Source organism: Streptomyces rishiriensis (assembly GCF_003112535.1).
Classification (GTDB): Bacteria; Actinomycetota; Actinomycetes; order Streptomycetales; family Streptomycetaceae; genus Streptomyces; species Streptomyces rishiriensis.
Genome location: NZ_BEWA01000028.1, coordinates 78,104 through 100,328 on the forward strand (window position 1 = coordinate 78,104; position 22,225 = coordinate 100,328).

The 22,225-nt window shown below is 71.5% G+C and carries 20 protein-coding genes; 15 read left to right on the plus strand and 5 right to left on the minus strand.

Annotated elements, in window-relative coordinates:
• The first annotated feature begins 6 nt into the window (after window positions 1-6).
• The 6 genes from Sri02f_RS36685 (at window position 7) to Sri02f_RS36710 (ending at window position 4,193) form a co-directional block, all read left to right on the plus strand.
• On the plus strand, window positions 7-669 hold the full coding sequence (locus Sri02f_RS36685) for a UbiX family flavin prenyltransferase (RefSeq protein ID WP_109005635.1): 663 nt from the start codon (window positions 7-9) through the stop codon (window positions 667-669).
• 65 nt (window positions 670-734) lie between these two features.
• Complete coding sequence (locus tag Sri02f_RS36690; RefSeq protein ID WP_057583651.1) at window positions 735-1,190, plus strand: Lrp/AsnC family transcriptional regulator; 456 nt, start codon at window positions 735-737, stop codon at window positions 1,188-1,190.
• 139 nt (window positions 1,191-1,329) lie between these two features.
• On the plus strand, window positions 1,330-2,493 hold the full coding sequence (gene mqnE / locus Sri02f_RS36695; RefSeq protein ID WP_109005636.1) for an aminofutalosine synthase MqnE: 1,164 nt from the start codon (window positions 1,330-1,332) through the stop codon (window positions 2,491-2,493).
• A 42-nt stretch (window positions 2,494-2,535) separates the two neighbouring features.
• Window positions 2,536-3,060, plus strand: a complete 525-nt coding sequence (locus tag Sri02f_RS36700; RefSeq protein ID WP_109005637.1) for a GNAT family N-acetyltransferase — start codon at window positions 2,536-2,538, stop codon at window positions 3,058-3,060.
• Between the two features lie 96 nt (window positions 3,061-3,156).
• Entirely contained in the window at window positions 3,157-3,465 is a 309-nt protein-coding gene (locus Sri02f_RS36705; RefSeq protein ID WP_109005638.1) for a DUF4229 domain-containing protein, read from the plus strand.
• An 83-nt stretch (window positions 3,466-3,548) separates the two neighbouring features.
• Window positions 3,549-4,193, plus strand: coding sequence for a TetR/AcrR family transcriptional regulator (locus Sri02f_RS36710; RefSeq protein ID WP_109005639.1), 645 nt, complete (start codon window positions 3,549-3,551; stop codon window positions 4,191-4,193).
• A 66-nt stretch (window positions 4,194-4,259) separates the two neighbouring features.
• Here Sri02f_RS36710 and Sri02f_RS36715 read toward each other — a convergent pair whose 3' ends face one another.
• Both Sri02f_RS36715 and Sri02f_RS36720 read right to left on the minus strand, forming a co-directional pair.
• Entirely contained in the window at window positions 4,260-5,390 is a 1,131-nt protein-coding gene (locus Sri02f_RS36715; protein WP_109005640.1) for a MaoC family dehydratase, read from the minus strand.
• On the minus strand, window positions 5,390-6,754 hold the full coding sequence (locus Sri02f_RS36720) for a 3-oxoacyl-ACP reductase (RefSeq protein WP_109005641.1): 1,365 nt from the start codon (window positions 6,752-6,754) through the stop codon (window positions 5,390-5,392). The genes Sri02f_RS36715 and Sri02f_RS36720 overlap by 1 nt, the downstream gene beginning before the upstream one ends.
• Before the next feature lie 102 nt (window positions 6,755-6,856).
• Between Sri02f_RS36720 and Sri02f_RS36725 the strand changes: the two genes are divergently transcribed.
• Together Sri02f_RS36725 and Sri02f_RS36730 are read left to right on the plus strand one after the other, a co-directional pair.
• On the plus strand, window positions 6,857-8,191 hold the full coding sequence (locus Sri02f_RS36725) for an acetyl-CoA C-acetyltransferase (protein WP_245970956.1): 1,335 nt from the start codon (window positions 6,857-6,859) through the stop codon (window positions 8,189-8,191).
• A 210-nt stretch (window positions 8,192-8,401) separates the two neighbouring features.
• Entirely contained in the window at window positions 8,402-10,324 is a 1,923-nt protein-coding gene (locus Sri02f_RS36730; RefSeq protein ID WP_109005642.1) for an AMP-dependent synthetase/ligase, read from the plus strand.
• Window positions 10,325-10,474: 150 nt separating this feature from the next.
• Here the strand turns inward: Sri02f_RS36730 and Sri02f_RS36735 are convergent, their stop codons facing one another.
• Window positions 10,475-11,626 (minus strand): acyl-CoA dehydrogenase family protein, encoded by a 1,152-nt coding sequence (locus tag Sri02f_RS36735; RefSeq protein ID WP_109005643.1) that lies wholly within the window; start codon window positions 11,624-11,626, stop codon window positions 10,475-10,477.
• A 239-nt stretch (window positions 11,627-11,865) separates the two neighbouring features.
• On the opposite strand from Sri02f_RS36735, the gene Sri02f_RS36740 reads away from it, so the two are divergent.
• From Sri02f_RS36740 to Sri02f_RS36760, 5 genes are all read left to right on the plus strand, one after another.
• The gene (locus Sri02f_RS36740; RefSeq protein WP_159106849.1) at window positions 11,866-13,032 is read left to right on the plus strand and encodes a cytochrome P450; all 1,167 of its coding nucleotides are present in this window, start codon (window positions 11,866-11,868) and stop codon (window positions 13,030-13,032) included.
• 358 nt (window positions 13,033-13,390) lie between these two features.
• Window positions 13,391-14,401: a polyprenyl synthetase family protein gene (locus tag Sri02f_RS36745; protein ID WP_307721067.1), complete on the plus strand. Its 1,011-nt coding sequence runs from the start codon at window positions 13,391-13,393 to the stop codon at window positions 14,399-14,401.
• Complete coding sequence (locus Sri02f_RS36750; RefSeq protein WP_109005646.1) at window positions 14,398-15,315, plus strand: terpene synthase family protein; 918 nt, start codon at window positions 14,398-14,400, stop codon at window positions 15,313-15,315. The genes Sri02f_RS36745 and Sri02f_RS36750 overlap by 4 nt, the downstream gene beginning before the upstream one ends.
• Window positions 15,316-15,325: 10 nt before the next feature.
• Window positions 15,326-16,687 carry a cytochrome P450 gene (locus Sri02f_RS36755; RefSeq protein ID WP_109005647.1) on the plus strand — a complete coding sequence of 454 codons (1,362 nt, stop codon included), beginning with the start codon at window positions 15,326-15,328 and terminating at the stop codon, window positions 16,685-16,687.
• A 76-nt stretch (window positions 16,688-16,763) separates the two neighbouring features.
• Window positions 16,764-18,122, plus strand: a complete 1,359-nt coding sequence (locus Sri02f_RS36760; RefSeq protein ID WP_109005648.1) for a cytochrome P450 — start codon at window positions 16,764-16,766, stop codon at window positions 18,120-18,122.
• Here the strand turns inward: Sri02f_RS36760 and Sri02f_RS36765 are convergent.
• Complete coding sequence (locus Sri02f_RS36765) at window positions 18,119-19,303, minus strand: cytochrome P450 family protein (protein ID WP_245970957.1); 1,185 nt, start codon at window positions 19,301-19,303, stop codon at window positions 18,119-18,121. The two genes, Sri02f_RS36760 and Sri02f_RS36765, sit on opposite strands and share 4 nt — an antisense overlap.
• A gap of 126 nt (window positions 19,304-19,429) precedes the next feature.
• Between Sri02f_RS36765 and Sri02f_RS36770 the strand changes: the two genes are divergently transcribed.
• Both Sri02f_RS36770 and Sri02f_RS36775 read left to right on the plus strand, forming a co-directional pair.
• Window positions 19,430-20,122, plus strand: coding sequence for a TetR/AcrR family transcriptional regulator (locus Sri02f_RS36770; protein ID WP_109005650.1), 693 nt, complete (start codon window positions 19,430-19,432; stop codon window positions 20,120-20,122).
• A 5-nt stretch (window positions 20,123-20,127) separates the two neighbouring features.
• Window positions 20,128-21,411, plus strand: a complete 1,284-nt coding sequence (locus Sri02f_RS36775) for a phthiocerol/phthiodiolone dimycocerosyl transferase family protein (RefSeq protein ID WP_109005651.1) — start codon at window positions 20,128-20,130, stop codon at window positions 21,409-21,411.
• Window positions 21,412-21,507: 96 nt separating this feature from the next.
• Here Sri02f_RS36775 and Sri02f_RS36780 read toward each other — a convergent pair whose 3' ends face one another.
• The gene (locus tag Sri02f_RS36780; protein ID WP_109005652.1) at window positions 21,508-22,209 is read right to left on the minus strand and encodes a class I SAM-dependent DNA methyltransferase; all 702 of its coding nucleotides are present in this window, start codon (window positions 22,207-22,209) and stop codon (window positions 21,508-21,510) included.
• Window positions 22,210-22,225: the final 16 nt, after the last annotated feature.

Here is a 22,225-nt window from a genome sequence, read left to right on the forward strand (position 1 = left end):
CAGCGCGTGCCTTGGATCGTGGGGGTGTCCGGGGCGTCCGGTACGCCCTATGCCGCCGCCGTGCTGCGGGCGCTGCTCGCCGGGGGCGAGAGCGTCGACCTGGTGGTCAGCCGGGCCTCCCGGCTCACGCTGCTCGACGAGACGGGCATCTCCTTCCGCGACGCGCACTGGCGGGACGACCTGCGGGAATGGCTGGGGCGCGGGGCCGACGGGAAACCGGGCGCGTTCGACGTCGACGTCAGCGGCGACCGGGTGCGGTATTGGGGCGCAGGGGACCTCGCCGCCGGCCCCTCCTCGGGGTCGTATCCCGTGCGGGGCATGCTGATCGTGCCCGCCTCGACCGCCTGTGTCGCCGGGGTCGCCCTCGGGCTGTCGAAGGACCTGCTCCAGCGGGCCGCGAGCGTCACGCTCAAGGAACGGCGTCCGCTGGTCGTGACCGTCCGCGAGACCCCGCTGAGCGGCCAGACCCTGCGTCATCTGGTCGCGCTGGACGAGGCCGGCGCGAGCGTCGTGCCCGCCTCCCCCGCCTTCTACGCGGGAGCCACCCACATCCAGGACCTGGTCGACTTCGTCGCCGGGCGCGTTCTCGACGCGGCGGGGGTCGCGCACGGGCTCTACCGCCGGTGGGACGGCGAGCTGGGCGGCGCGTCCGGAACCCGGGCGACCTGATCGCCGTCTGACCACGTCGCAGTACCTCATCACTTCAGGAACTCTGACCGGAAGGCTTCGATCGCATGGACGCGGTGGACAGGCAGCTCATCCAGGCCCTCAGGGAGAACGGCCGGGCCTCTTACGCGGAGCTGGGACGCCTCGTCGGTCTGTCGGGACCCAGCGTCACCGACCGCATCAACCGGCTGGAGGCGGCCGGCGTCATCACCGGCTACCGCGCCACGGTGAACGCCGCCCAGCTCGGCCTCGGCGTCATCGCCCTCATCGGCATCTCCCTCTCCGACGCCGCCGACCACGAGGACGTGGCGGCCCGGCTGAAGGACCTGAGCGAGATCGAGGACTGCTGGTTCATCGCCGGCGACGACTCGTTCATGCTCAAGGTGCGGGCCACGGACGTCGACGGCCTGGAGAAGATCATCCGTCGGCTCAGCGGGACCAAGGGGGTCTCCAGGACCCGTACCACCATCGTGCTCTCCACCAAGTGGGAGAACCGCGTCGGGGAGCTGCCGGAAGAGGTGTAGCGGCGGGGACGTACGGTGGGTCGGGTCGGCACGGAAGCCGGCGGCGGGCCGACGGGAAGCCGTCGGCGGTCGTCGGGCACGTTCCGGGTATGCGTCGGTAGGTCGGTAGTTCAGTGGGTCGTCGGTGAAAGGTGTGGGCATGGACGTCGGGCTCAAGCGCGAGCTGGAGGAGAAGGTCAGGGCCGGTGAGCGGCTGACCCGTGAGGACGGCGTCGCGCTGTACGAGTCGGACGACCTGGCGTGGCTGGGCGGTCTGGCGCACGAGGTGCGCATGCGCAAGAACGGCGACGTCGTGCACTTCAACGTCAACCGTCACCTCAACATGACGAACGTGTGCACCGCTTCGTGCGCGTACTGCTCCTTCCAGCGCAAGCCGGGCGAGAAGGACGCGTACACGATGCGCATCGAGGAGGCGGTGAAGCTCGCCAAGGCGATGGAGGGCGAGAACCTCACCGAGCTGCACATCGTCAACGGGCTGCACCCCAATCTGCCGTGGCGCTACTACCCGCGCTCGCTGCGCGAGCTGAAGGCGGCCCTGCCGAACGTCTCGCTCAAGGCGTTCACGGCGACGGAGATCCACCACTTCGAGACGATCAGCGGGCTCACGGCGTCGGAGATCCTGGACGAGCTGATCGACGCGGGCCTGGAGTCGCTCACCGGCGGCGGCGCGGAGATCTTCGACTGGGAGGTCCGCCAGCACATCGTGGACCACCGCACCCACTGGGAGGACTGGTCGCGGATCCACCGCCTGGCGCACGAGAAGGGGCTCAAGACCCCGGCCACCATGCTGTACGGCCACATCGAGGAGCCCCGCCACCGCGTCGACCACGTGCTGCGGCTGCGCGAGTTGCAGGACGAGACGAACGGCTTCCAGGTCTTCATCCCGCTGCGCTACCAGCACGACTTCGTGGACATGAAGGACGGCAAGGTCCGCAACCGGCTCCAGGCGCGCACCCAGATGGCGACCGGCGCGGAGGCCCTCAAGACCTTCGCCGTCTCGCGACTGCTCTTCGACAACGTCCCGCACGTGAAGGTGTTCTGGGTGATGCACGGCGTCCAGACCGCGCAGCTGGCGCTCCAGCACGGCGCGGACGACATGGACGGCTCGGTCGTCGAGTACAAGATCACGCACGACGCCGACAACTACGGCACGCCGAACAAGCTCACCCGCGAGGACCTGCTGGACCTGATCCGCGACGCCGGGTTCCGGCCGGTGGAGCGCAACACGCGCTACGAGATCATCCGCGAGTACGACGGCCCGGACCCGGCCCGCCGGGAGTCGCCGCAGCCCATGCGGGTGTGAAGACGGCGGGTCTCGTAAGGCCGTAAGGGCTACGATGCCGGTGTGTCCATTACCTTCACTCTCGATCCCGCTGTCGACCCGGCCCTGCGCGACGGCGTCCTCGACCTGTGGACGGACGTCTCCAACGCGGGCGGAGCCGTCGGCTTCGTGGGCCCGGTGGACCGCGAGACGGTCCGGCCCGAGCTCCTCAGGCACCTCGCGGCGATGGCAGAGGGCCGCCACCGGCTGCTCGTCGGGCGGGACGCGGCCGGCGAGGTGGCCGCGACGGCGTTCTTCTCCTTCAACGCGCACCGGCTGCAGAAGCACTGGGTCTGGCTCTACACGGTGATGGTGCACCCCCGGCACCAGGGCCGGGGATACGGCCGCGACCTGCTGGCGGCCGCCGCCGACGCGGCCCGCGGCTTCGACGGCATCGAGGCGATCCGCCTCTCCTGCCGCGGCGGACTGGGCCTGGAGAACTTCTACGGCTCCTGCGGCTACAAGGAGGTCGGCCGGATCCCGGACGCCATCCGGGTCGCCCCGGGCGACGACCGCGACGACGTCATCATGCTGCTTCCGCTGCGCTGACGCCGGCGGGGCGGCCGCGGGGGCGGCTGCGGGATCGGCGGCCGGGCGTGCTTCACTGGATGACGGCCCCTTTTGGAATCGGAAGAGTGGATTGACATGCTCCGCTACACACTGATGCGCCTCGGTGTCTTCGCCGGCTGCTTCGTGGTCGTCTGGGGTCTCGTCTACTCGGGCGTCGTCCCGCGCGGCCTCGGCGACTCCAACATCATGTGGGTCCTGCTGCTCTCGCTGGTGATCTCCGCCCCGATCAGTTTCGTGGTGCTGCGCAAGGAACGCGACCGCGCCTCGGTGCACGTCGTGCAGCGGGTCGACCGCATGAAGGCGAACCTGGAGGCCAACCGGTCCCAGGAAGACGCCACGGCCGACGAGTCCGCCCGCCCCCAGGGCCAGACGCAGACCTCGTAACGGGGCCTGCCCGGCACCCTCCCGGGGCAGGCCCGTCCCGTCGCACGGGACCGGGTGCGCCCAGCCCTGGCTACGCTGTGCGCATGGGTGCCGTGAAGACCAAACGGATGCCGCGCGCGGTCCGTGAGCAGCAGATGCTGGACGCCGCCGTGGAGACCTTCGGTCGCCGGGGGTACATGGCCGCTTCGATGGACGAGATCGCCGAACTCGCGGGCGTGTCCAAGCCGTTGGTGTACCTCTACCTGAACTCCAAGGAAGACCTCTTCACCGCCTGCATCCGGCGTGAGGCCAAGGCGCTCGTCGAGGCCGTCCGGGCCGGCGTCCGCACCGATCTGCCCGCCGACCGCCAACTCTGGGAAGGGCTGCGGGCGTTCTTCGCGCACACCGCGCAGCACCCGCACGCCTGGTCCGTCCTCCACCTCCAGGCCCGCACCCACGGCGAGCCCTTCGCCGCCGAGGTCGCGGCGATGCGCGAGGAGATCGTCGCGTTCGTCACGCAGCTCATCGTGGTCGCGGCCCGGGAGGCCCACCGCGATCCCGACCTCCCCGAACGCGAGGTCGCCGGACTGGCCGAGGCCCTGGTGGGCGCCGCCGAATCCCTCGCGGCCTGGACCAACGCCACCGCGGGCGTCACCTCCCGCCAGGCGGCCGCGACCCTGATGAACTTCGCCTGGTCGGGCCTCGGAAACCTGATGGACGGCCGCCCCTGGACCCCACCGGGGGACTGACCGGGACCGCCCATTAACCACCCAGGAACCGCCCAGGACTCCGGCGAGGGGCCGAGCGGGGGAGTCCTAGTCGGGGCGCGACCCCTCGGCGGAGTCGCCGAGGCGGTCCACTCGCCCGCTCACATGGACCCGTCCCGCCTCTCCCGTTCCGCGCAGTTCGAAGCGGCTGCCGTCCGCCGCGAAGGCGACCGTGCCCGGCAGCAGTACCGGGGCCCGGAACTCCGCGCGGACCCGCACCGCCGGAGGCGCACCGTGGGCGGCCAGGCAGCGGGCCACGGTCCACATGCCGTGGGCGATCGCCCGGGGGAAGCCGAAGAGGCGGGCGGTGAGTGCGTGCAGGTGGATCGGGTTGCGGTCGCCCGACGCCGCGCCGTAGCGCCGCCCGACGTCGACGGCGAGCCGCCACTCGTCGAGCACGGGCAGCAGACCGGGCTCGGCGCGCCCGGAGGCCGGGACTGCCTGTCCGGTGACGGGGGCCGGACGTACGGGCGCGGACGCAGCTCGGTCCGTGGCCGGTGTCGGAAGGCCGGGAGGCGGCGCGACCTGTCCTGTGGCGGAGGCTGCCTGTCCGGTGGTGGGTGCCGGATGTCCGGGCGCGGGCGCGGCCCGGTCGGTGGCCGGTGTGGTCCGGGTGGGCGGGGGTGCGGGCCGGTCCGCGGTGGGCCCGGTCCCGGTGCGGTGGCGGGCCAGGTAGGTGCTCGTCGAGGTCCACACGGGCTCGTCCGCGGTGTCCGGCCCCTCACTCGTGCCATGTGACGGAGTCGCCCGCAGATCCGTCACGACGACCGCCTCCGTTCCCTTGCGGTGTGGCTCCAGCCGGTCCACGTACACGGTGAGGTCGTAGGCCCCGGTGGCGGGGAGCGCCGCGCGGCGGGTGATCTCGATCGACGTGTGGACGAGGCCGAGCAGCGGGAGCGGGAAGTCCCGGCCGCTCATGATCCGCATGGCCAGCGGGAAGCCCAGGACATGGGGATAGGTGAGCGGCAGCGCGTCCTCGCCGGTCGGGAAGGCGCAGACCCGCTCGTAGGCGGCGAGCCGGGCCAGGTCCACGCGCAGTCCGGGCAGGACGAGACGGTCACCGGCGCCGGAGAACACCGCGCCGGGCCGGGGCCGCTTGAACGGGGAGCGCAGCGCACCGAGGGCGAGTCGCGGACCGAGGGCCGGGGGGCCGGACAGCGTGATCACGTCGCCGGTCATTACGCCCCCAGCAGGCTCTGGCCGCACACCCGCACGACCTGCCCGTTCACCGCGCCGGACGCGGGGTGCGCGAGCCACGCGGTCGTCTCGGCGACGTCGACGGGCAGTCCGCCCTGCGCGAGGGAGTTCATCCGGCGGCCCGCCTCACGGATGAACAGCGGCACCGCGGCCGTCATCCTCGTCTCGATGAAGCCGGGGGCCACCGCGTTGACCGTGACCCCGTGCTCGGCGAGCGCGCGCGGCGCGAGGGAGCGGACCAGGCCGGCGATCCCCGCCTTGCTCGCGCCGTAGTTCGTCTGTCCGGCGTTGCCGGCGAGGCCGGCGATGGAGGCCGTCGCCACGATGCGCCCGCCCCGGCGCAGGGTCCCCTTGGCGAGCAGCGCGTCCGTCGTGCGCAGCACACTCCCCAGGTTGACGTCCAGCACCGAACTCCAGCGCTCGGCGGGCATGTTGACCAGCCGTCTGTCCCGGGTGATCCCGGCGTTGTGGACCAGCACGTCGAGCCCGTCGGGGAGTTCGGCGGCGATCCGCTCGCCCGCGTCGGCGGCGGTGATGTCGAGGGCGAGCGCCGTTCCGTCCAGTTGCCCGGCCAGCCGCCGGGCGTCGTCCTGGGCCTGCGGAACGTCCAGCACGACGACGCGGGCCCCGTCGCGTGCCAGCGTCCGGGCGACCGCCTCGCCGATGCCGCGCGCGCCGCCGGTGACGAGCGCGGTGCGGCCGGCCAGCGGGAGCGACCGGTCGGCGGGGGCCTCGGAACCGTCGGCCGTCGCCGCGATCACCTGACCGCTGACGTACGCGGACTTGGGGGACAGCAGGAAGCGCAGGGTGGACTCGGCGGCGGCCGCGTCGGTCAGCCTGAGCAGGTTCACGGTCGTGCCGCGTCCGATCTCCTTGCCGAGGGAGCGCACGAACCCCTCCAGGGCCTGCTGCACGGCCGCCCGGTGATGGCCGGACCCGGCGTGCGGGGGCGAATCCAGGGGCGAGCCGAGCACCACGATCCGTCCGCTCGCCGCGACCGACCGCACGACCGGGTGCAGGGCCGCGTGGACCTCGGCGAGCGTGTCGACGTCGTGGACGCCGGTGGCGTCGAGGACGACGGCCGCGACGGCGGCGTTGCCGGGGCTCGCGGCACGGCCCGTGGCAGGGCCGGCGGCGGGGTCGGCCAGGGGGAGCCCGGTGCGGGCGAGGACCGGCGCGAGGTCGCCGAGCGCGCTCTCGCCGGCCGTAAGGTGAAGCAAGTCGCCGGGGAGACAAGGGTGTTCGGGTGACCAGCGCCTGAGCGCCGCCGGTTGCGGAAGGCCGAGCCGCCGGGTGAGGAACCGGCCGGGGGCGGTGGCGGTGAAGCTCAGATAGCGGTCGGCCATGTTCGTCTCGTCTCCCACGGGCTTGACGCACAGGATAATTTACTTACTCCGGAGTAAGGTTACCGGGGGTAAGTCTAGGTCAAGAGTGAGGAGCAGGTCGAGATGAGTACCTCGGAGCCGTCGAAGGTGACCTATCTGAAAGGGGCCCGCAAGAGCCCCCTGGAGCCTCCGCGCGCCCGTCGCGTGGCGATCGTCGGCGGCTCCCGCATCCCCTTCGCCCGCTCCGACGGCCCCTACGCCACCGCCTCCAACCAGGACATGCTGACGGCGGCCGTGAACGGGCTCGTGAACCGGTACGCGCTCGACGTGCCCGGCGTCGTGGGCGAGTTCGTCGCCGGGGCCGTGCTCAAGCACAGCCGGGACTTCAACCTGGCCCGCGAGACCGTCCTCGGCTCGAAGCTCGACCCCCGCACCCCCGCCTACGACGTCCAGCAGGCCTGCGGCACCGGCCTGCAGGCCGTGATCGCCGCCGCCAACAAGATCGCCCTCGGGCAGACCGAGTCCGCGATCGCGGGCGGCGCGGACACCGCGAGCGACGCCCCCCTCGGCGTCAACGACCGGCTGCGCCGCATCCTCCTGGAGGCCCGCCGAGCGAAGTCGACCGGAGACCGCCTCAAGGCGCTCGCGCGGATCCGCCCCTCCCATCTGGTTCCCGAGATCCCGCGCAACGCCGAACCGCGCACCGGTCTGTCCATGGGCGAGCACGCGGCGGTCACCGCCCGCGCCTGGGGCATCGGACGCGAGGCCCAGGACGAGCTGGCCGCTACCAGCCACCAGCGCCTCGCCGCCGCGTACGAGCGGGGCTTCTTCAGCGACCTGGTGGTCCCGTTCCGCGACCTGGCCCGCGACCAGAACCTGCGCCCCGGTTCCACCGTCGAGCAACTGGCCCGCCTGAAGCCGGTGTTCGGGACCGACGGGCCCGAGCCGACCATGACGGCGGGCAACTCCACCCCGCTGACGGACGGTTCGGCCGTCGTCCTGCTCGCCTCCGAGGACTGGGCCGAAGCGCGCGGCCTGGAGCCGCTCGCGTACCTGACCGCCTACGAGACGGCCGCCGTGGACTTCGTGCGCGGCGACGCGGCCGGGGGCGAGGACGGCCTGCTGATGGCCCCCGCGTACGCGGTCCCGCGCATGCTGGAGCGGGCCGGCCTGGGCATCGAGGACTTCGACCTGGTCGAGGTGCACGAGGCGTTCGCCTCCCAGGTGCTGGCCACCCTCGCGGCCTGGGAGAAGCAGGGTCTGGCCCCGGTCGACCGGGACAAGCTGAACGTGACCGGCTCCTCCCTCGCCACCGGTCATCCCTTCGCGGCCACCGGAGCCCGCATCACGGCGACGCTCGCCAAACTCCTCGCCGAACGGGGCGGCCCGGCGCGCGGGCTGATCTCCATCTGCGCGGCGGGCGGACAGGGCGTCACCGCGATCCTGGAACGAACGTGAGCGTCCCTCGGACAACCCCCGAGGTTGCACAGCCCCGCCCCCGGAACATCCCGGAACACGCACACGCCCCACACCTGGGAGCCGTACGATCCCCTACCTAACCGGCGGTAACCCTCGTCTTAACGGGCATCCCGGTTGAACGCGTCGGTGCGCCAAGCACGTACGTCATGCAGCAAGCAGTTTCGTCGCTGCACGCCCAGGGAGCCGCCCGTGTCCACCCCGTCCTCAGCCGCCGGCTCGGCCTACGCCGACCACGACGCTCCCCCCGCCCTCGTGGAACCCGAGACACGCCGACTGGACGGCGCGGTGCGGGAGGCGTCCGTCCCGGCCCTGGCCCGCCCGGTGACCTACGGCTCGCTCGCCGACCTGCCCTACGACAACGCGGCCGCCGCCCCCGACACGGTGGTCCTCAGCCGCAAGGGGCCGGACGGCGACTGGACGGACGTCACGGCGGAACGCTTCGCCGCCCAGGTCCACGCGGTGGCCAAGGGGCTGATAGCGGAGGGGTTGGTCCCCGGCGACCGGCTCGCCATCATGGCCCGCACCACCTACGAGTGGACGCTGCTCGACTTCGCGGCCTGGGCGGCCGGACTGGTCACGGTCCCCATCTACCCGACGTCCTCGACCTTCCAGACCCGCTGGATCCTCCATGACTCGGGCGCGGTCGCGCTGGTCACCGAGACGGCCGGCCAGGCGGCCGCCCTGGGCCCCGAACTCGACCGGCTGCCCGACCTGCACCACCTGTGGGTCATGGACAAGGGGCATGTGGACCGGCTGATCGAGGCGGGCGAGCGCGTCCCGGACGCCGAGGTCGAGATCCGCCGGGGCATGCTGGTCCCCGACACGCTCGCCACCCTCGTCTACACCTCCGGCACCACCGGCCGCCCCAAGGGCTGCGCGCTCACCCACGGCAACTTCTTCGCCGAGGTCGACAACGCGATCGAACTCCTCTACCCGGTCTTCAAGTCGAAGGACGACGAGCTCTCCGTCCTGCTCTTCCTCCCCATGTCCCACGTCTTCGGCCGGATGGTCGCGATCGCCTGCATCCGGGCCCGCGTCCGGCTCGGCCACGCCCCGAGCATCAAGTCCGACGACCTCCTGCCGGATCTGGCGGCCTTCAGACCGACCTGCCTGCTCGCCATTCCGTACATGCTGGAGAAGGTCTTCAACACGGCGCGAGCCAAGGCGGAGGCGAGCGGCCGGGTGGCGTCCTTCGACCGCGCGGTCGGCGTGGCCCGCCGCTACGGCGAGGCGGTCGAGGCGCACAAGACCGGGACCGGGTCCGGCCCGGCGGCCACGCTGCGGGCGGCCCGCACCCTCTACGACCCGCTCGTCTACCGCCGCATCCGCAGTGCGATGGGCGGTCGGGTGCGCCACGCCATCTGCGGCGGCTCCCCGCTGGGCCGCCGCCTCTCCTCGTTCTACCTCGGCGCGGGCATCGAGATCTACGAGGGCTACGGCCTCACCGAGACGACGGCCGCGACCACGGTGACGCCGCCGATGAAACCCCGTCTGGGCACGGTGGGCTGGCCCCTGCCCGGCACCAGGATCCGCATCGCGGCGGACGGCGAGATCCTCGTCGCCGGTGACCACGTCCTGCGCGGCTACTGGGACCCGTCGGCCGGCGGGGTCGTCCCCGCGGCCCCCGACGGCTGGCTGGCCACCGGCGACCTCGGCGAGCTGGACGACGAGGGCTATCTGACGATCACCGGCCGCAAGAAGGAGATGATCATCACGGCCGGCGGCAAGAGCGTCGCCCCCGCGCCCCTGGAGAACTGGCTGCGCTCGCACCCGCTGATCTCCCAGGCCATGGTCCTCGGCGACGGCCGCCCCTACGTCACCGCCCTGCTCACCCTCGACTCCGACGGACTCACCCACTGGCGTCAGATGCACGGCAAGCACCCGGTCCCCGCGGAGCTGCTCGTCGACGACGAGGATCTGAACGCCGTGCTCCAGCGCGCGGTCGACGACGCCAACAAGCTGGTCTCCCGCCCCGAGTCGATCCGCCGCTTCGCCATCCTGACGACCGACTTCTCGGAGCACGCCGGTCACCTCACGCCCTCGATGAAGCTGCGCCGCGAGACGATCCTGCGTGACTTCGCCGACCAGGTGGAGGGCCTGTACCCGCGGTAAAGGGCGCCCGGGAAGCACGCAGGCGGCTAACGGCGTCGACCTGCGCGCCCGCACGGCCTGGGCGACGCGCGAGCTGTGGCGTTCGGAGCTGGAGGACCAGTTCGAGGACCAGGAGCGCGAGCGGGCCCTGACGGCTGTCCACGGGCGGTGTCAGAGCCCCATGGACTTGGCGACGATGGTGCGCATGATCTCGCTGGTGCCGCCGAAGATCCGGCTGGCTCTGTTGTCGGCGTACAGCCGGGTGATCGGGTGGTCCATCGTGAAGCCGAGACCGCCGTGCAGCTGCAGGCACTTGTCGAGCACGCCGGTCGCCGCCTCCGTGCAGTACAGCTTGGTCGCGGCCGCCTCCTCGGCGGTCAGTTCCCCGGCGTCGAACGCCTCCAGGGCCTGGTCGACGACCGCCTGCAGCGCGTTCACCGTGACCTTGCAGTCGGCGAGCACGAACTTGGTGTTCTGGAAGGCTGCGAGGGGCTTGCCGAAGGCGGTGCGCTCGCGGACGAAGGCGGTGGCGAGCCGGACCGCTGCGGCGGCGTGGGCGTACGCGCCGACGGCGATGCCCAGCCGCTCCTGCGGGAAGATGTCGGCCAGACAGACGAAGGCGTCGCCCGGCTCGCCCACCACGTCGCCGATGGGGACGCGCACGTCCGTGAAAGTCATCCCGACGATGTCGGAGGAGCGCAGGCCGAGGGTGGCCGGCTCCGAGTCGACCACCAGGCCCGGGGCTCGGGTGTCCACGGCCAGCAGCGACATGCCGCCGCGCCGGTCCGTCCCCGCGGCCGCGGTGCGGCAGGCGACGAGCACCAGATCGGCCTGGGCGCCCCCGGACACATAGGCTTTGCTGCCGTTGAGTACGTAGTGCGTGCCATCCTCGGACAGCTCGGCCACCGTCCGGATGCCGGCCACGTCGGAGCCGGCCTCCGGCTCCGTGATCGCGATGGCCGTCATCAGCTCGCCCGTGACGAACCCCGGCAGCCAGCGCCGCTTCTGCTCGTCGGTGGTGTAGTCCACCAGGGTGGCCGGGAGGGCCAGGTGCGCGCTGGCTCCGCCGAAGGTGACGCCGGCCCTCGCGCACTCCTCGGCGATGACGGCGTTGAACTTGAAGCCCTTGGGACCGGTTCCGCCGAACTCCTCCGGGACACCGAACCCGAAAATGCCGATTTTGCCCAGCTTGCGATAGAAATCACGTGGCACCCGGCCGGCGGTTTCCCATTCCGAATAGACGGGTATGACCTCCGCCTCGATTAACTCGCGCACCTGAGTACGGAAGGCTTCGTGCTCGTCCTGGAAAACAGTGCGCCGCACCGCTCATCTCCCTGCTGCTCTGATCGGTGTCTCTGCCAACGACTCGAACGTAATACGGAGTCGAGGGCAGTGTCCAGGCAGGGCGGGCCTTGTCACCCCCAGCCCCCATGTGCCTAGTATTCGACCACCGGGATCTCGGCCGCTTCGGCGGGCCGGCGGTCCTGCCTGCCGATTTCATGGGGGAGACTGGTATGGAACCACCCGGCAACGAACCTCTATTCAATGCGCGCGATCCGCGATTGCGCACCGACCCGTATCCGCTCTACAAACGCCTCCGGGACGCCGAACCGGTCCATCGGACGCCGTTCGGGCACTGGGTGGTCTCCGGATATGACGAGGTCGCCGCAATCCTGCGAAAGCCCGAGTTATCCAGTGAATACCCGCAAGACCCGAAATGGGCCGCACACCGGGGCGGGCAGGGCAGCCCGATCGTGCAGGCCACCCGGAGCTGGATGTTGATGCGGGACGGGGAGGCGCACCGTCGGCTGCGTGGTCTGGCCAACCCGGTGTTCACCGCCCGGGCCATCCGTGAGACGGCTCCCCGTATGACCGGCATCGTCCACCGGATCATGGACGAGATGGGCGACGGCCGGGACATCGACCTCATCGGGTCCCTCGCGGCCCTCGTGCCCGTGACGGTCTTCTGCGGCCTGGGCGGCCTGCCGGTCGAGGATCGTGACCTGTGCCGGAAGTGGACCGACGCGCTGAGCCACGTCATCGACCCCGCCATCGACGACACCACCCGCCGGGCCATGAACGACGCGGCGGAGGAGTTCGGCGAGTACATCGCCGAGCATCTGGCGCGACGGCGCTCGGACCCGCAGGACGACATCATCTCCCGCCTGCTGCTGGCGGACTTCGACGGCGGAAAGCTCTCCGACGACGAGATCATCGCCAACGTCATGATGTTTTTCATGGGCGGTCACGAGACGACCGTCAACCTCATCGGCAACGGCATGCTCGCCCTGCTCCGCCACCCCGACCAGCTGCTCGCCCTGCGCGAGGAGCCCGGCCTCGTCGACAACGCCGTCGACGAACTGCTGCGGTACGACGCCCCCGTCCAGCTGGTGGCCCGCATCACCACCGGTGACATCGAGGTCGGGGGCACCACGATCCCGGCCGGCGCCAAGGTGATGGTCCTTCTCGGCGCCGCCAACCGCGACCCGCGGCGCTACGCCGATCCCGACCGCCTCGACCTGCGGCGTGCCGACATCCGCCCGCTGTCCTTCGGGGGCGGCCCGCACTACTGCATCGGCGCGCTCCTGGCGAAGGCCGAGGCCCGACTGGTCTTCACCGAGCTGCTGCGCCGGCACCGCGACATCAGACAGGCCGGCGAGGACGTGGTCTGGCACGCAAAGGTCAACATTCGCGGACTCAGAGAACTCCGCGTGGACCTGATCGCCTGACGCCTGACGCCTGACGCCTGACGCCTGACGCCTGACGCCTGACGCCTGACGCCTGACGACTCGCGGCGAGCGGCGTGGTGCCGCTCCGCGGACCCCGTCAGGCCGAGACCCTTCCTGGCGGGCGGCCGACCGTACCTTTGTCCGCCCATCATCCGGCCCGTCCGACATCGTGCTGTCCGAACGCCGTTCCCCGCACCGCAGTCCTCCCCGGCTCTCGGCGCGACGCGGGGATGCCGGTGTGCGCCGTCCTGTGCGCGGAACCGATTGACGGGCCCTACGAGTGGGGATGTAGCGCAGAAACATGAGTACCCACACCATATCTCCCGACATCCTGGACCCGGTCGCCACGAGGGCCGCCGTGGACACCGTCCTCTTCGATTTTCTGCACGATCACCGGAATAATTCAGAGCAACGGCAGTTGACCCATCTTGTGGAATTGCTTGAAGAATTCATGGTGGGTGGCAAGCGAATACGTCCGATTCTCACCGCTCTCGGCTGGCAGGCGGCCGGCGGAGAAAATGACTTGACGACCGTGGTACGTGTGGCCGCGTCACTCGAGATGTTCCACGCGTTCGCTCTGATCCATGACGACATCATGGACGACAGCGACACCCGGCGCGGTCGTCCGACCATCCACCGGATACTCGCCGGAAAACGCGGCGACGACCGCACCGAGCGTTTCGGAATCGGCGGTGCGGTGCTGCTGGGCGACCTCGCCTTCGCCTGGTCCGACGACCTGCTGCACACGGCCGGCCTCACCCCCGCGCAGTCGGCGGCGGTGCTGCCGATCCTCACCGAGATGCGCACCGAGGTCATGCTCGGCCAGTACCTGGACCTGCGGGCGACCGGCGACCTCACCGACGACGTCGATGCCACGCTGACCGTCAACCGCTACAAGACCGCCAAGTACACGGTGGAACGGCCACTGCACATCGGCGCCGCCCTCGCGGGCGCCGACGCCTCGACCCTGGCCGCCTGCACGGCGTTCGCGCTGCCCCTGGGGGAGGCCTTCCAGCTCCGCGACGATCTGCTGGGCGTGTACGGCGAGGTCCGGGACACCGGCAAGTCGCGCCTGGACGACCTGCGGGCCGGCAAGAACACCACCCTGGTGGCGCTGGCGCTGCGCGCCGGCGACGCGGCACAACGCGCCCGGCTGCGCACGCTGATCGGCGATCCCGGCCTGGGCGAGACCGGTGCCGAGGAGATCCGCGCGATCTTCGCGGCCACCGGCGCCCGAGACACCGTCGAACGCATGATCGATAACCGTTACCGGCGGGCGCTGGGCGTGCTGGACGCCGCCCCGTTCACAGCCGACGCGGTCACCGCCCTCAAAAACCTTTCCGCCATGGCCACCAGGAGGAACTCATGACCGCGGATCTGACCGCACCGGCCGCGCCGACTCCCGCGGGTACGACCCGCCACTGGCAGGAGTGCACCGACCGGTTCGCCGCCCTCTTCGACCGGCACGTCGGGTACGAGGCCCAGAAGGTGGCGATGACGGACGTCGAGCTGCGCGAGGTCATCGACGCCTGCAACCGCGCGGTCGCCCCGCTCGGCAAGAGCGTCTCGGACAAGCGCTGGATCTCCTACATGGACGTCGTGCGCTGGTCGCAGAGCGCCCGCCACATCAAGGACATGGAGGCGTTCAAGGCCGTCTGCGTGCTCAACTGCGTGACCTTCGTGTGGGACGACATGGATCCCGCCCTGCACGACTTCGACCTCTTCCTGCCCCAGCTGCGCGCGGTGTGCGAGCGGTACTACACCCCGCAGGACGCGGAGTTCGCCTACGAGGGAGCCCGCGCCTTCGTCACCAGCGACCACATGTTCCGTGACTCGGAGCTCAAGAGGGTGCTCTGCGGCACCTCGCCCGAGCAGTACTTCCGCTTCCGCGTCACCGACGTCGGCGTGGACTTCTGGATGCGGATGTCATACCCGATCTACCGCCACCCCGAGCTGACCGAGCACTCCAAGACGGGGCTGGCCGCCCGGATGACGGCCCGTGGCCTGGCGATAGTCAACGACTTCTACTCCTACGAACGCGAGCAGGCCCTCGGTCAGATCACCAACTGCTTCCGCCTGTGCGACATGTCCGACGCGGCCGACTTCCAGGCGTTCTTCCAGGCCCGCCTCGACGACATGGCCGAGGACATGGAGTGCATAAAGGCGTTCGACCCGGTCACCCGGGACGTGCTGCTCGACCTCGTCCAGGGCAACTTCGTCTGGACCACCCGGGACCGGCGCTACCGGGCCGCGGTCAACGACGTCAACTCACGGATCCAGTAGGGGACCCGGGATGCCCCCCACCCCCGGATCGCCCTCGGTCGAACGGACCTGGCGGATCGGCGCCGCGCCCGGCGCCGTGCCGCTGCTCGGACACGTCCCCGCGCTGTGGCGCCGCCCGTTGGAGTTCCTCGCCTCGCTTCCCGCGCACGGCGACCTGGTCGAAGTCCGGCTCGGTCCCACCCGCGCCTATCTCGCCGCCCACCCCGAACTGGTCCGGCACGTCCTGCTCAACCCGCGCGTTTTCGACAAGGGCGGCGTCTTCGACAAGGCGCGCCAGCTGCTCGGTAACAGCCTGTCGGTCTCCCGCGGCGAGGAGCACCGCTTCCAGCGGCGGTTGATCCAGCCCGCGTTCCACACCACCAAGATCGCCGCCTACACGACGGCGGTGGCCGCGGACACCCGTACCGTCACCGACGGCTGGCGGGCCGGCGAAGTCCGGGACATCAGCGACGCCATGCACGCCCTGCTGATGCGGGTCGCCGCCCGCACCCTGTTCTCCACCGGGCTCGACGAGGACACCGTCGAAGAGGCCCGGCAGTGTCTGCGGACGGTCTCGCACGGCATCTACCGGCGAACCGTCGCCCCGCTGGGCGTCCTGGAGAAGCTGCCCACCCCGGGAAACCGCGCCTACGACCACGCCAACACGCGGCTGCGGCAGATCGTGGCGGACATGATCGCGCTGCGGCGCCGGTCCGACGCCGACCACGGCGACCTGCTGTCCACCCTGCTGCGGGCGGAGCACCCCGAGACCGGTCAGAAGCTGGACGACGCCCAGATCCTGGACCAGGTCGTCACCTTCCTGGTCGCCGGCAGCGAGACCACCGCCTCCACCCTGGCGTTCGTCTTCCACCTGATGGGCACGCTCCCCGAGGTGGAGCAGCGGGTGCACGCCGAGGTGGACGCCGCGCTGGCGGGCCGGACGCCGGTCTACGAGGACCTGCCCACGCTGCCGTACACCCGCAATGTCATCACCGAGGCGCTGCGGCTGTACCCGCCGTCGTGGATGGCGATGCGGGTCGCGGCCGAGGACGTCGAACTCGGCGGCCGGACCATCCCCGCCCGGACGATGATCCTCTACAGCGCCTACGCCCTCCATCACAATCCCGAGCTCTTCCCGGATCCCGAGACCTTCGACCCGGGGCGCTGGGAGGGCGAGCGGGCGGCCCACGTACCGCGCGGGGCACTGCTGCCGTTCGGCGCGGGCAGCCACAAGTGCATCGGCGACGTCCTCGCGCTCACCGAGACGGCACTGATCGTCGCGACCGTCGCCGCTCGCTGGCGGCTGCGCCCGGCACCCGGCAGCAGACTGCGCCCTGAGCCCAAGGCCACCCTGGAGGCGGGCCCGCTGCCCATGGTGCTGGAACGCCGCTGACCTGTCTTCCCCCTTTTCCTCCCTCTCCCTTCCTTCCCTTCTCTCCGTCCGTACCGTCTCAGGGGGCGCATCCGGCATGAAGACCCAATCCGACCCGGTCAGGCGCAGATGGCGGATCGCCAAGGCGCCGGGCCGGCTTCCGCTGGCCGGCCACGCGCTCCACCTGGCGCGCCGCCCGCTGGAATATCTGTCGTCGCTGCCCGCCCTGGGCGACCTGGTAGAGCTGCGGCTGGGCACCCGGCTCACCTATCTGCCCTGTCATCCGGAGTTGGTGCAGGAGGTGCTGCTCAACGCGCGGGTCTACGACAGCGGAGGCCCGGTGAAGGAGAAGGCCCGTCCCATCCTCGGCAACGGGCTGATCACCTCCGGCTGGGCCGACCACCGCAGACAGCGGCGGATGGTCCAGCCGGCGTTCCACACCACGCGCATCGCGACGTACGCCGAGGTGATGCGCGAGGAGTGCGCGGCGCACGCGGATGCGTGGCGGCCGGGCCGGCCGGTCGACGTCGGTGACGCGATGCAGGCGCTGACCGCGCGGGTGACGGCACGCGCGCTGTTCGCGACGGAGATGGCACCGCGCTCCGTCGCGGAGGTCCAGCGCAGCCTGCCCGTCATGGTGCGCGGCGCGTTCCGCCGGGCGCTCGATCCCACCGGTCTGATCGCCAGGCTGCCGCTGGCCGCCAACCGTGAGTTCGATGCCGCGCTCGACCGGCTGCACACCCTCATCGACGGCATCATCGGGGACTACCGGCGCTCCGGCGAGGACCGCGGCGACCTGCTCTCGGCGCTGCTGGCCGCGCGGGACGACGACAACGGCGGCGCGCTGACCGACCGGGAGGTCCACGATCAGGTCATGACCCTGCTGCTGGCCGGCGTCGAGACCACCGCGAGTGCCCTGACCTGGGCCTGGCATCTGCTGGCGGCCCATCCCGAGGTCGAGGCGCGGCTGCACGCCGAGGTCGACGAGGTGCTGGGCGGCCGAACGCCGACGTACGCCGACGTGCCGAGGCTCGCCCACACCCAGCGGATCTTCACCGAGACCCTGCGCCTTTACCCGCCGGCCTGGATGTACACCAGGATGACCACCCAGCCCACCGAACTGGCCGGTCATCCACTGCCGGCCGGGACGGACATCCTGATCAGCCCCTACGTCATCCACCGCATCCCGGAGTTCTTCCCGCGCCCGGAGACCTTCGACCCGGACCGATGGCTGCCCGAGCGCGCCAAGGACGTCACCCGTGGGTCCTACCTGCCGTTCGGGGCCGGCAGCCGCAAGTGCATCGGTGACGTCTTCGGGATGACGGAGGCGACGCTCGCGCTCGCCGCCCTCGCCTCCCGCTGGCGTCTGCGGCCGGTGCCGGGCGCGACCGTCTCGCCCCGGGCCGAGATGAGCCTGTCAGCCGGGCCGCTGCCCATGGTGCCCGAACCGCGTTAGCCGAATGTGACGGGGAGCGCGTGCAGGCCGCGGAGCATCAGGCTGGGGCGCCACCGCAGGTCGGCGGGGTCCGTGTCCAGGGCCAGACCGGGGCACCGCTCCAACAGGGCGCGGAAGGCGATCGCGCCCTGCATGCGGGCCAGCGGGGCGCCCAGGCAGTGGTGGATGCCGTAGCCGAAGGCGGTGTGCCCGCGGGTGTCGCGGCGGATGTCGAACCGGTCGGGCTCGGCGAACCGCTTCGGATCGCGGGACGCGGCGGCCAGCACGACGGCCACGGAATCGCCGGCGCCGATCACCGTGCCGTCGATCTCCAGGGGCTCCTTGGCGTAGCGGAACGCCGTGGTCTCCACCGGCCCCTCGTAGCGGAGCATCTCCTCCACGGCGTTCTCCAGCAGCGACCAGTCGCCGCGCAGCGCCGCCAGCTGATCGGGGTGGCGCAGCAGGGCGAGCGTTCCGCTGGACAGCAGGTTGGCCGCCGTCTCGTATCCGGCGACCAGCAGCACGAAGGCCATGCCGAGCATCTCCTCGGGCGTGAGGCCGTCCTCCTCCTCGCCCAGGCGACCGGCCAACGCGCTCAGCAGGTCCTCACCCGGTTCGCGCCGCTTGGCCGCGACGAGCTCGGCGAGGTACCCCGTCATGGCCTGGGCCGCGGCGGCGGCGACCTCGGGCCGGGTGAAGTCGGTGCTCTCCAGATACCAGTCGTGGAAGGTCTTGCGGTCGTTCGCCGGCACGCCGAGCAGTTCGCAGATCACAGCCAGCGGCAACGGCAGCGCGAATGACTCGACCAGGTCCGCGCGGCCCAGCGGCAGCATGGCGTCCAGCAGCTCGTCCGCGATCCGCTGGATCTTCGGACGCAGCGCCTCGATGCGCCGAGAGGTGAACTCCTTCGCCACGAGCCCGCGCAACCGGGTGTGCTGCGGCGGGTCCGTCTGCACCATGTTCAGGCCGATCGAGTTGCCTCCGTCGTCCTGCCACCCGGCCGAGTGCCTGATGTCGTTGGACAGCCGCGCGTCGGCCAGCGCCGACCGCGCCTGCGCGTGCCCCACGACCAGCCAGAACTCCCCCGACGCGGCGGTGCGGACCCGGTGCACCGGCCCCTGCGCGCGCATCCGCTCGTAGACCGGATACGGATCGTCGACGAAAGGCCGGCCGAGTGCTGTCAGATCTTCAAATCCCGTCACGGACAACGGTGTTCCTCGCTTCGAACTCGCTGGTGCGGCTGAGCGGGGAGTGCTCCCCCGGTGGACGGCGCGACCTTAGCAACGAAACGGGGAGCTGTCCCCGGTTTTGCTGTTAGTGTGCCGCGCATGGACGGCGGAGACGAACGGCGGACACCTCGGCGCAGTGACGCGCGCCGCAACCGCGAGATGCTGATCGCCGCCGCCCGGGAGATCTACGCCGAACGCGGAGTCGATGCGCCGCTGGACGACATCGCCCGCCGGGCGGGAGTCGGCAACGCAACGCTCTACCGCCACTTCACCGACCGCGCCGCACTGATCGAGACCGTCTTCCATGACGCTTTGACCCCGATCCTGGACGCGGCCCGCGAGACCCGGGAGCGGGCGGACGCCTGGAGCGGTCTCACCGCATACCTGGACCGGGTCTTCACGCTCCTGGCCGCCGACCGGGGCGCCGGTGACCTGATGACCACCGGCATGCGGGGCGTGCCCACGCTCGACGCCCTGCGCGAGGAGAACCGGCGCACGCTGGACACGCTGCTGCGCCGCTGCCAGGAACAGCACACGATCCGTCCTGACCTCACTGTCGAGGATCTGCTGTTCCTGCTGGCCGCGCTGGGCCGGGCCACGCCGGCCGCCCCCCGCTCCTGGCGGCGCCACCTGGCCCTGATGCTGGACGGTCTGCGCCCCGCGGCCGCCCGCCCCCTGCCCGCGCCGTCGCTCGACCGAGAGCAGTTCGAGGCCGCCCTGCACCGTCTCGGCGGCGTCCCCCGGGCGGCCCTGCAGGAAAAGTCCCTTCGTCCACCGAGACCGGAGACCTGAAGCCAATGACCCGTCAGCGACCCATATCGCCCTTCGAGAGCGTCTATTTCCTGGACCTGGGAGCGGCGGGCCTTCCTCTGTACGACATGCCGGCGTTCGTGGAGTCCCTGGTACGCGGCCGGCCGGACCCGGCGCTGATCCGGCGGGCGCTCGTCCTGCTGACCGAGCGCCATCCGATCTTGCGCTCCGAGGTGGCGGCCGGCGAGGGGGGCCTGCTGCTGCGAGTCCGCGACCGGGTCGAGCCGCCGCTCACCCTGCTCGACGGCATCGAGGACGCCTACGCCGAACTGATCAATACGCGGCCCGACTGGACCCGGAGCCTGCTGCACGCCTGGCTGCTCTCCGACGGCGAGCGCTCCCAGGTGGTGCTCGGCGTCCACCACGGGGTGGCCGACGGACGTTCGGCCTTCGCCCTGCTCGACGAGTTCTGGCAGTACTACACCGCCCTGGCAGCCGGCGCGACACCGTCCGTCGAGCGACGCGAGGAGCTTCCCGAGGCGATCGACACCCGGCTGGCCGACGCCCTGCCGGAAGCAGAGATCGACGCCGTGGTCGACGCGATCGCGCAGGGCGCTGCGGCCGAGACCAAGCCCGCCGTCCTGCCCACCGAGGGTGTGGGGCGCCCCGACCGGCCGGCCGCGACGCGCCGCTTCGTGGTCGACCGGCTGGAGTTCGCCGCGCACACCACCGACGCCCTGGTGGCCGCTGCACGGGCTCGCGAGGTGACCGTCAACAGCCTCGTCTCAGGACTGGTCCTGACCGCTGTACGGACTCAACTCGCGCCGAAGGAAGGACCGTTGACGATGACCTGCGGTCACGGAGTCGATCTGCGGACCCGGTTGACGCCCGAACTGCCCCTGAGCACCGTGCTCAACTGCATCACCGGCCTGCAGACCACGCTGACCGTCGGTCACGACGACCGTCCGGAGAGCGTGGGCCGGGAGGTGGCCGACCAGGTTGCCGGCGCGCTGGCCCGGCGGGACCCCGAGCGCTTCCTGCTGGCCGCGCTCAGGGCCGGCGCCCAGGGCATCGCGGTGCCCGTCCCGGTCGTCAGCTACGGGATCTCCAACGTCGGCCGGATCCCCGCCCATCCCGTCCCCGAGGACCTGGAACTGCTCCGCTTCGGCGGGACGGCCAACGCGCCGGGCATGCCCCCCAAGATCGGCGTCGCCAGCTTCGGTGGCCGGCTGCTCGTCCAGAACGAGTACGACAGCTGGACCTACGCCCCCGAGCAGATGCGGCGGCTGCGCGAGGCGCTGCGCGCTTCGCTGACGGATCTGGTCCGCTGACGGCGGCCGGGGCGGCCGCCCCGGCGACGCTCGCTGTGGTGAGCCACCCCTTACGCGAGCCCCACGACCGTCCTGCTCTACCGGAAGACGCGATGTCTAAGTCGTCGGGACGAGCGGCCTCCGGGCGATCAGGAAGGCCTGGGGGACCTGCTCGGCCAGGTCGGCGTCCGGCTCGCGCACCGTGCGCGACAGCATCGTGAAACCGGCCCCTGCCAGCAGCTTCTCCATCTGTTCCGGGCGGCGGCGCTCGAAGTCGAGGGTGACCGGGCGGCCCCAGGGGCGGTCGTGGCGGCGGGGTTCGTCGCCCACCTGGAAGGCCAGCAGGAGGTGGCCGCCGGGGGCCAGGACGCGGTGGAACTCGGCGAAGAGCGCGGGCAGCTCGTCCACCGGGGTGTGGATGCTGGAGTAGAAGGAGACGACCCCGGCGAGGGCCCCGTCGGGGAAGTCCGGTTTCAGCATCGAGCCCTGCTCGAAGCGGATCCCCGGGTTCTCGCGACGGGCGATCGCCAGCATCGACTCCGACAGGTCGAGCCCGGACACGTCGAGCCCGAGCGAGGCGAGCCGTCCGGTGGTCCGGCCGGGACCGCACCCCAGGTCGGCCACCCGGCCGCCGGCCCCGACGAGTTCGGCGTACACGGCGAGGAGGGCCCGCTCCAGCGGCCTGGAGACGAGTTCCTCGCGGAAGTGCTCGGCGTAGTCCTCGGCGACGGCGTCGTAGAAGGCGCGGGTGGCGGTGAGGAAGGCGGGGACGGGGACGGGGGCGGGGGCTCCGGAGGGGGACGCTGTGATGTCGGTCATGGGCGGGGAGCCTAGG

Excerpts from the sequence above, each read along its gene's own strand:
- Sri02f_RS36690 (WP_057583651.1), top strand. The coding sequence starts at position 735 with ATGGACGCGGTGGACAGGCAGCTCATCCAGGCCCTCAGGGAGAACGGC.
- mqnE (WP_109005636.1), top strand. The coding sequence starts at position 1,330 with ATGGACGTCGGGCTCAAGCGCGAGCTGGAGGAGAAGGTCAGGGCCGGT.
- Sri02f_RS36705 (WP_109005638.1), top strand. The coding sequence starts at position 3,157 with ATGCTCCGCTACACACTGATGCGCCTCGGTGTCTTCGCCGGCTGCTTC.
- Sri02f_RS36710 (WP_109005639.1), top strand. The coding sequence starts at position 3,549 with ATGGGTGCCGTGAAGACCAAACGGATGCCGCGCGCGGTCCGTGAGCAG.
- Sri02f_RS36715 (WP_109005640.1), bottom strand. The coding sequence starts at position 5,390 with ATGACCGGCGACGTGATCACGCTGTCCGGCCCCCCGGCCCTCGGTCCG.
- Sri02f_RS36720 (WP_109005641.1), bottom strand. The coding sequence starts at position 6,754 with ATGGCCGACCGCTATCTGAGCTTCACCGCCACCGCCCCCGGCCGGTTC.
- Sri02f_RS36725 (WP_245970956.1), top strand. The coding sequence starts at position 6,857 with ATGAGTACCTCGGAGCCGTCGAAGGTGACCTATCTGAAAGGGGCCCGC.
- Sri02f_RS36750 (WP_109005646.1), top strand. The coding sequence starts at position 14,398 with ATGACCGCGGATCTGACCGCACCGGCCGCGCCGACTCCCGCGGGTACG.
- Sri02f_RS36755 (WP_109005647.1), top strand. The coding sequence starts at position 15,326 with ATGCCCCCCACCCCCGGATCGCCCTCGGTCGAACGGACCTGGCGGATC.
- Sri02f_RS36760 (WP_109005648.1), top strand. The coding sequence starts at position 16,764 with ATGAAGACCCAATCCGACCCGGTCAGGCGCAGATGGCGGATCGCCAAG.
- Sri02f_RS36770 (WP_109005650.1), top strand. The coding sequence starts at position 19,430 with ATGGACGGCGGAGACGAACGGCGGACACCTCGGCGCAGTGACGCGCGC.
- Sri02f_RS36775 (WP_109005651.1), top strand. The coding sequence starts at position 20,128 with ATGACCCGTCAGCGACCCATATCGCCCTTCGAGAGCGTCTATTTCCTG.
- Sri02f_RS36780 (WP_109005652.1), bottom strand. The coding sequence starts at position 22,209 with ATGACCGACATCACAGCGTCCCCCTCCGGAGCCCCCGCCCCCGTCCCC.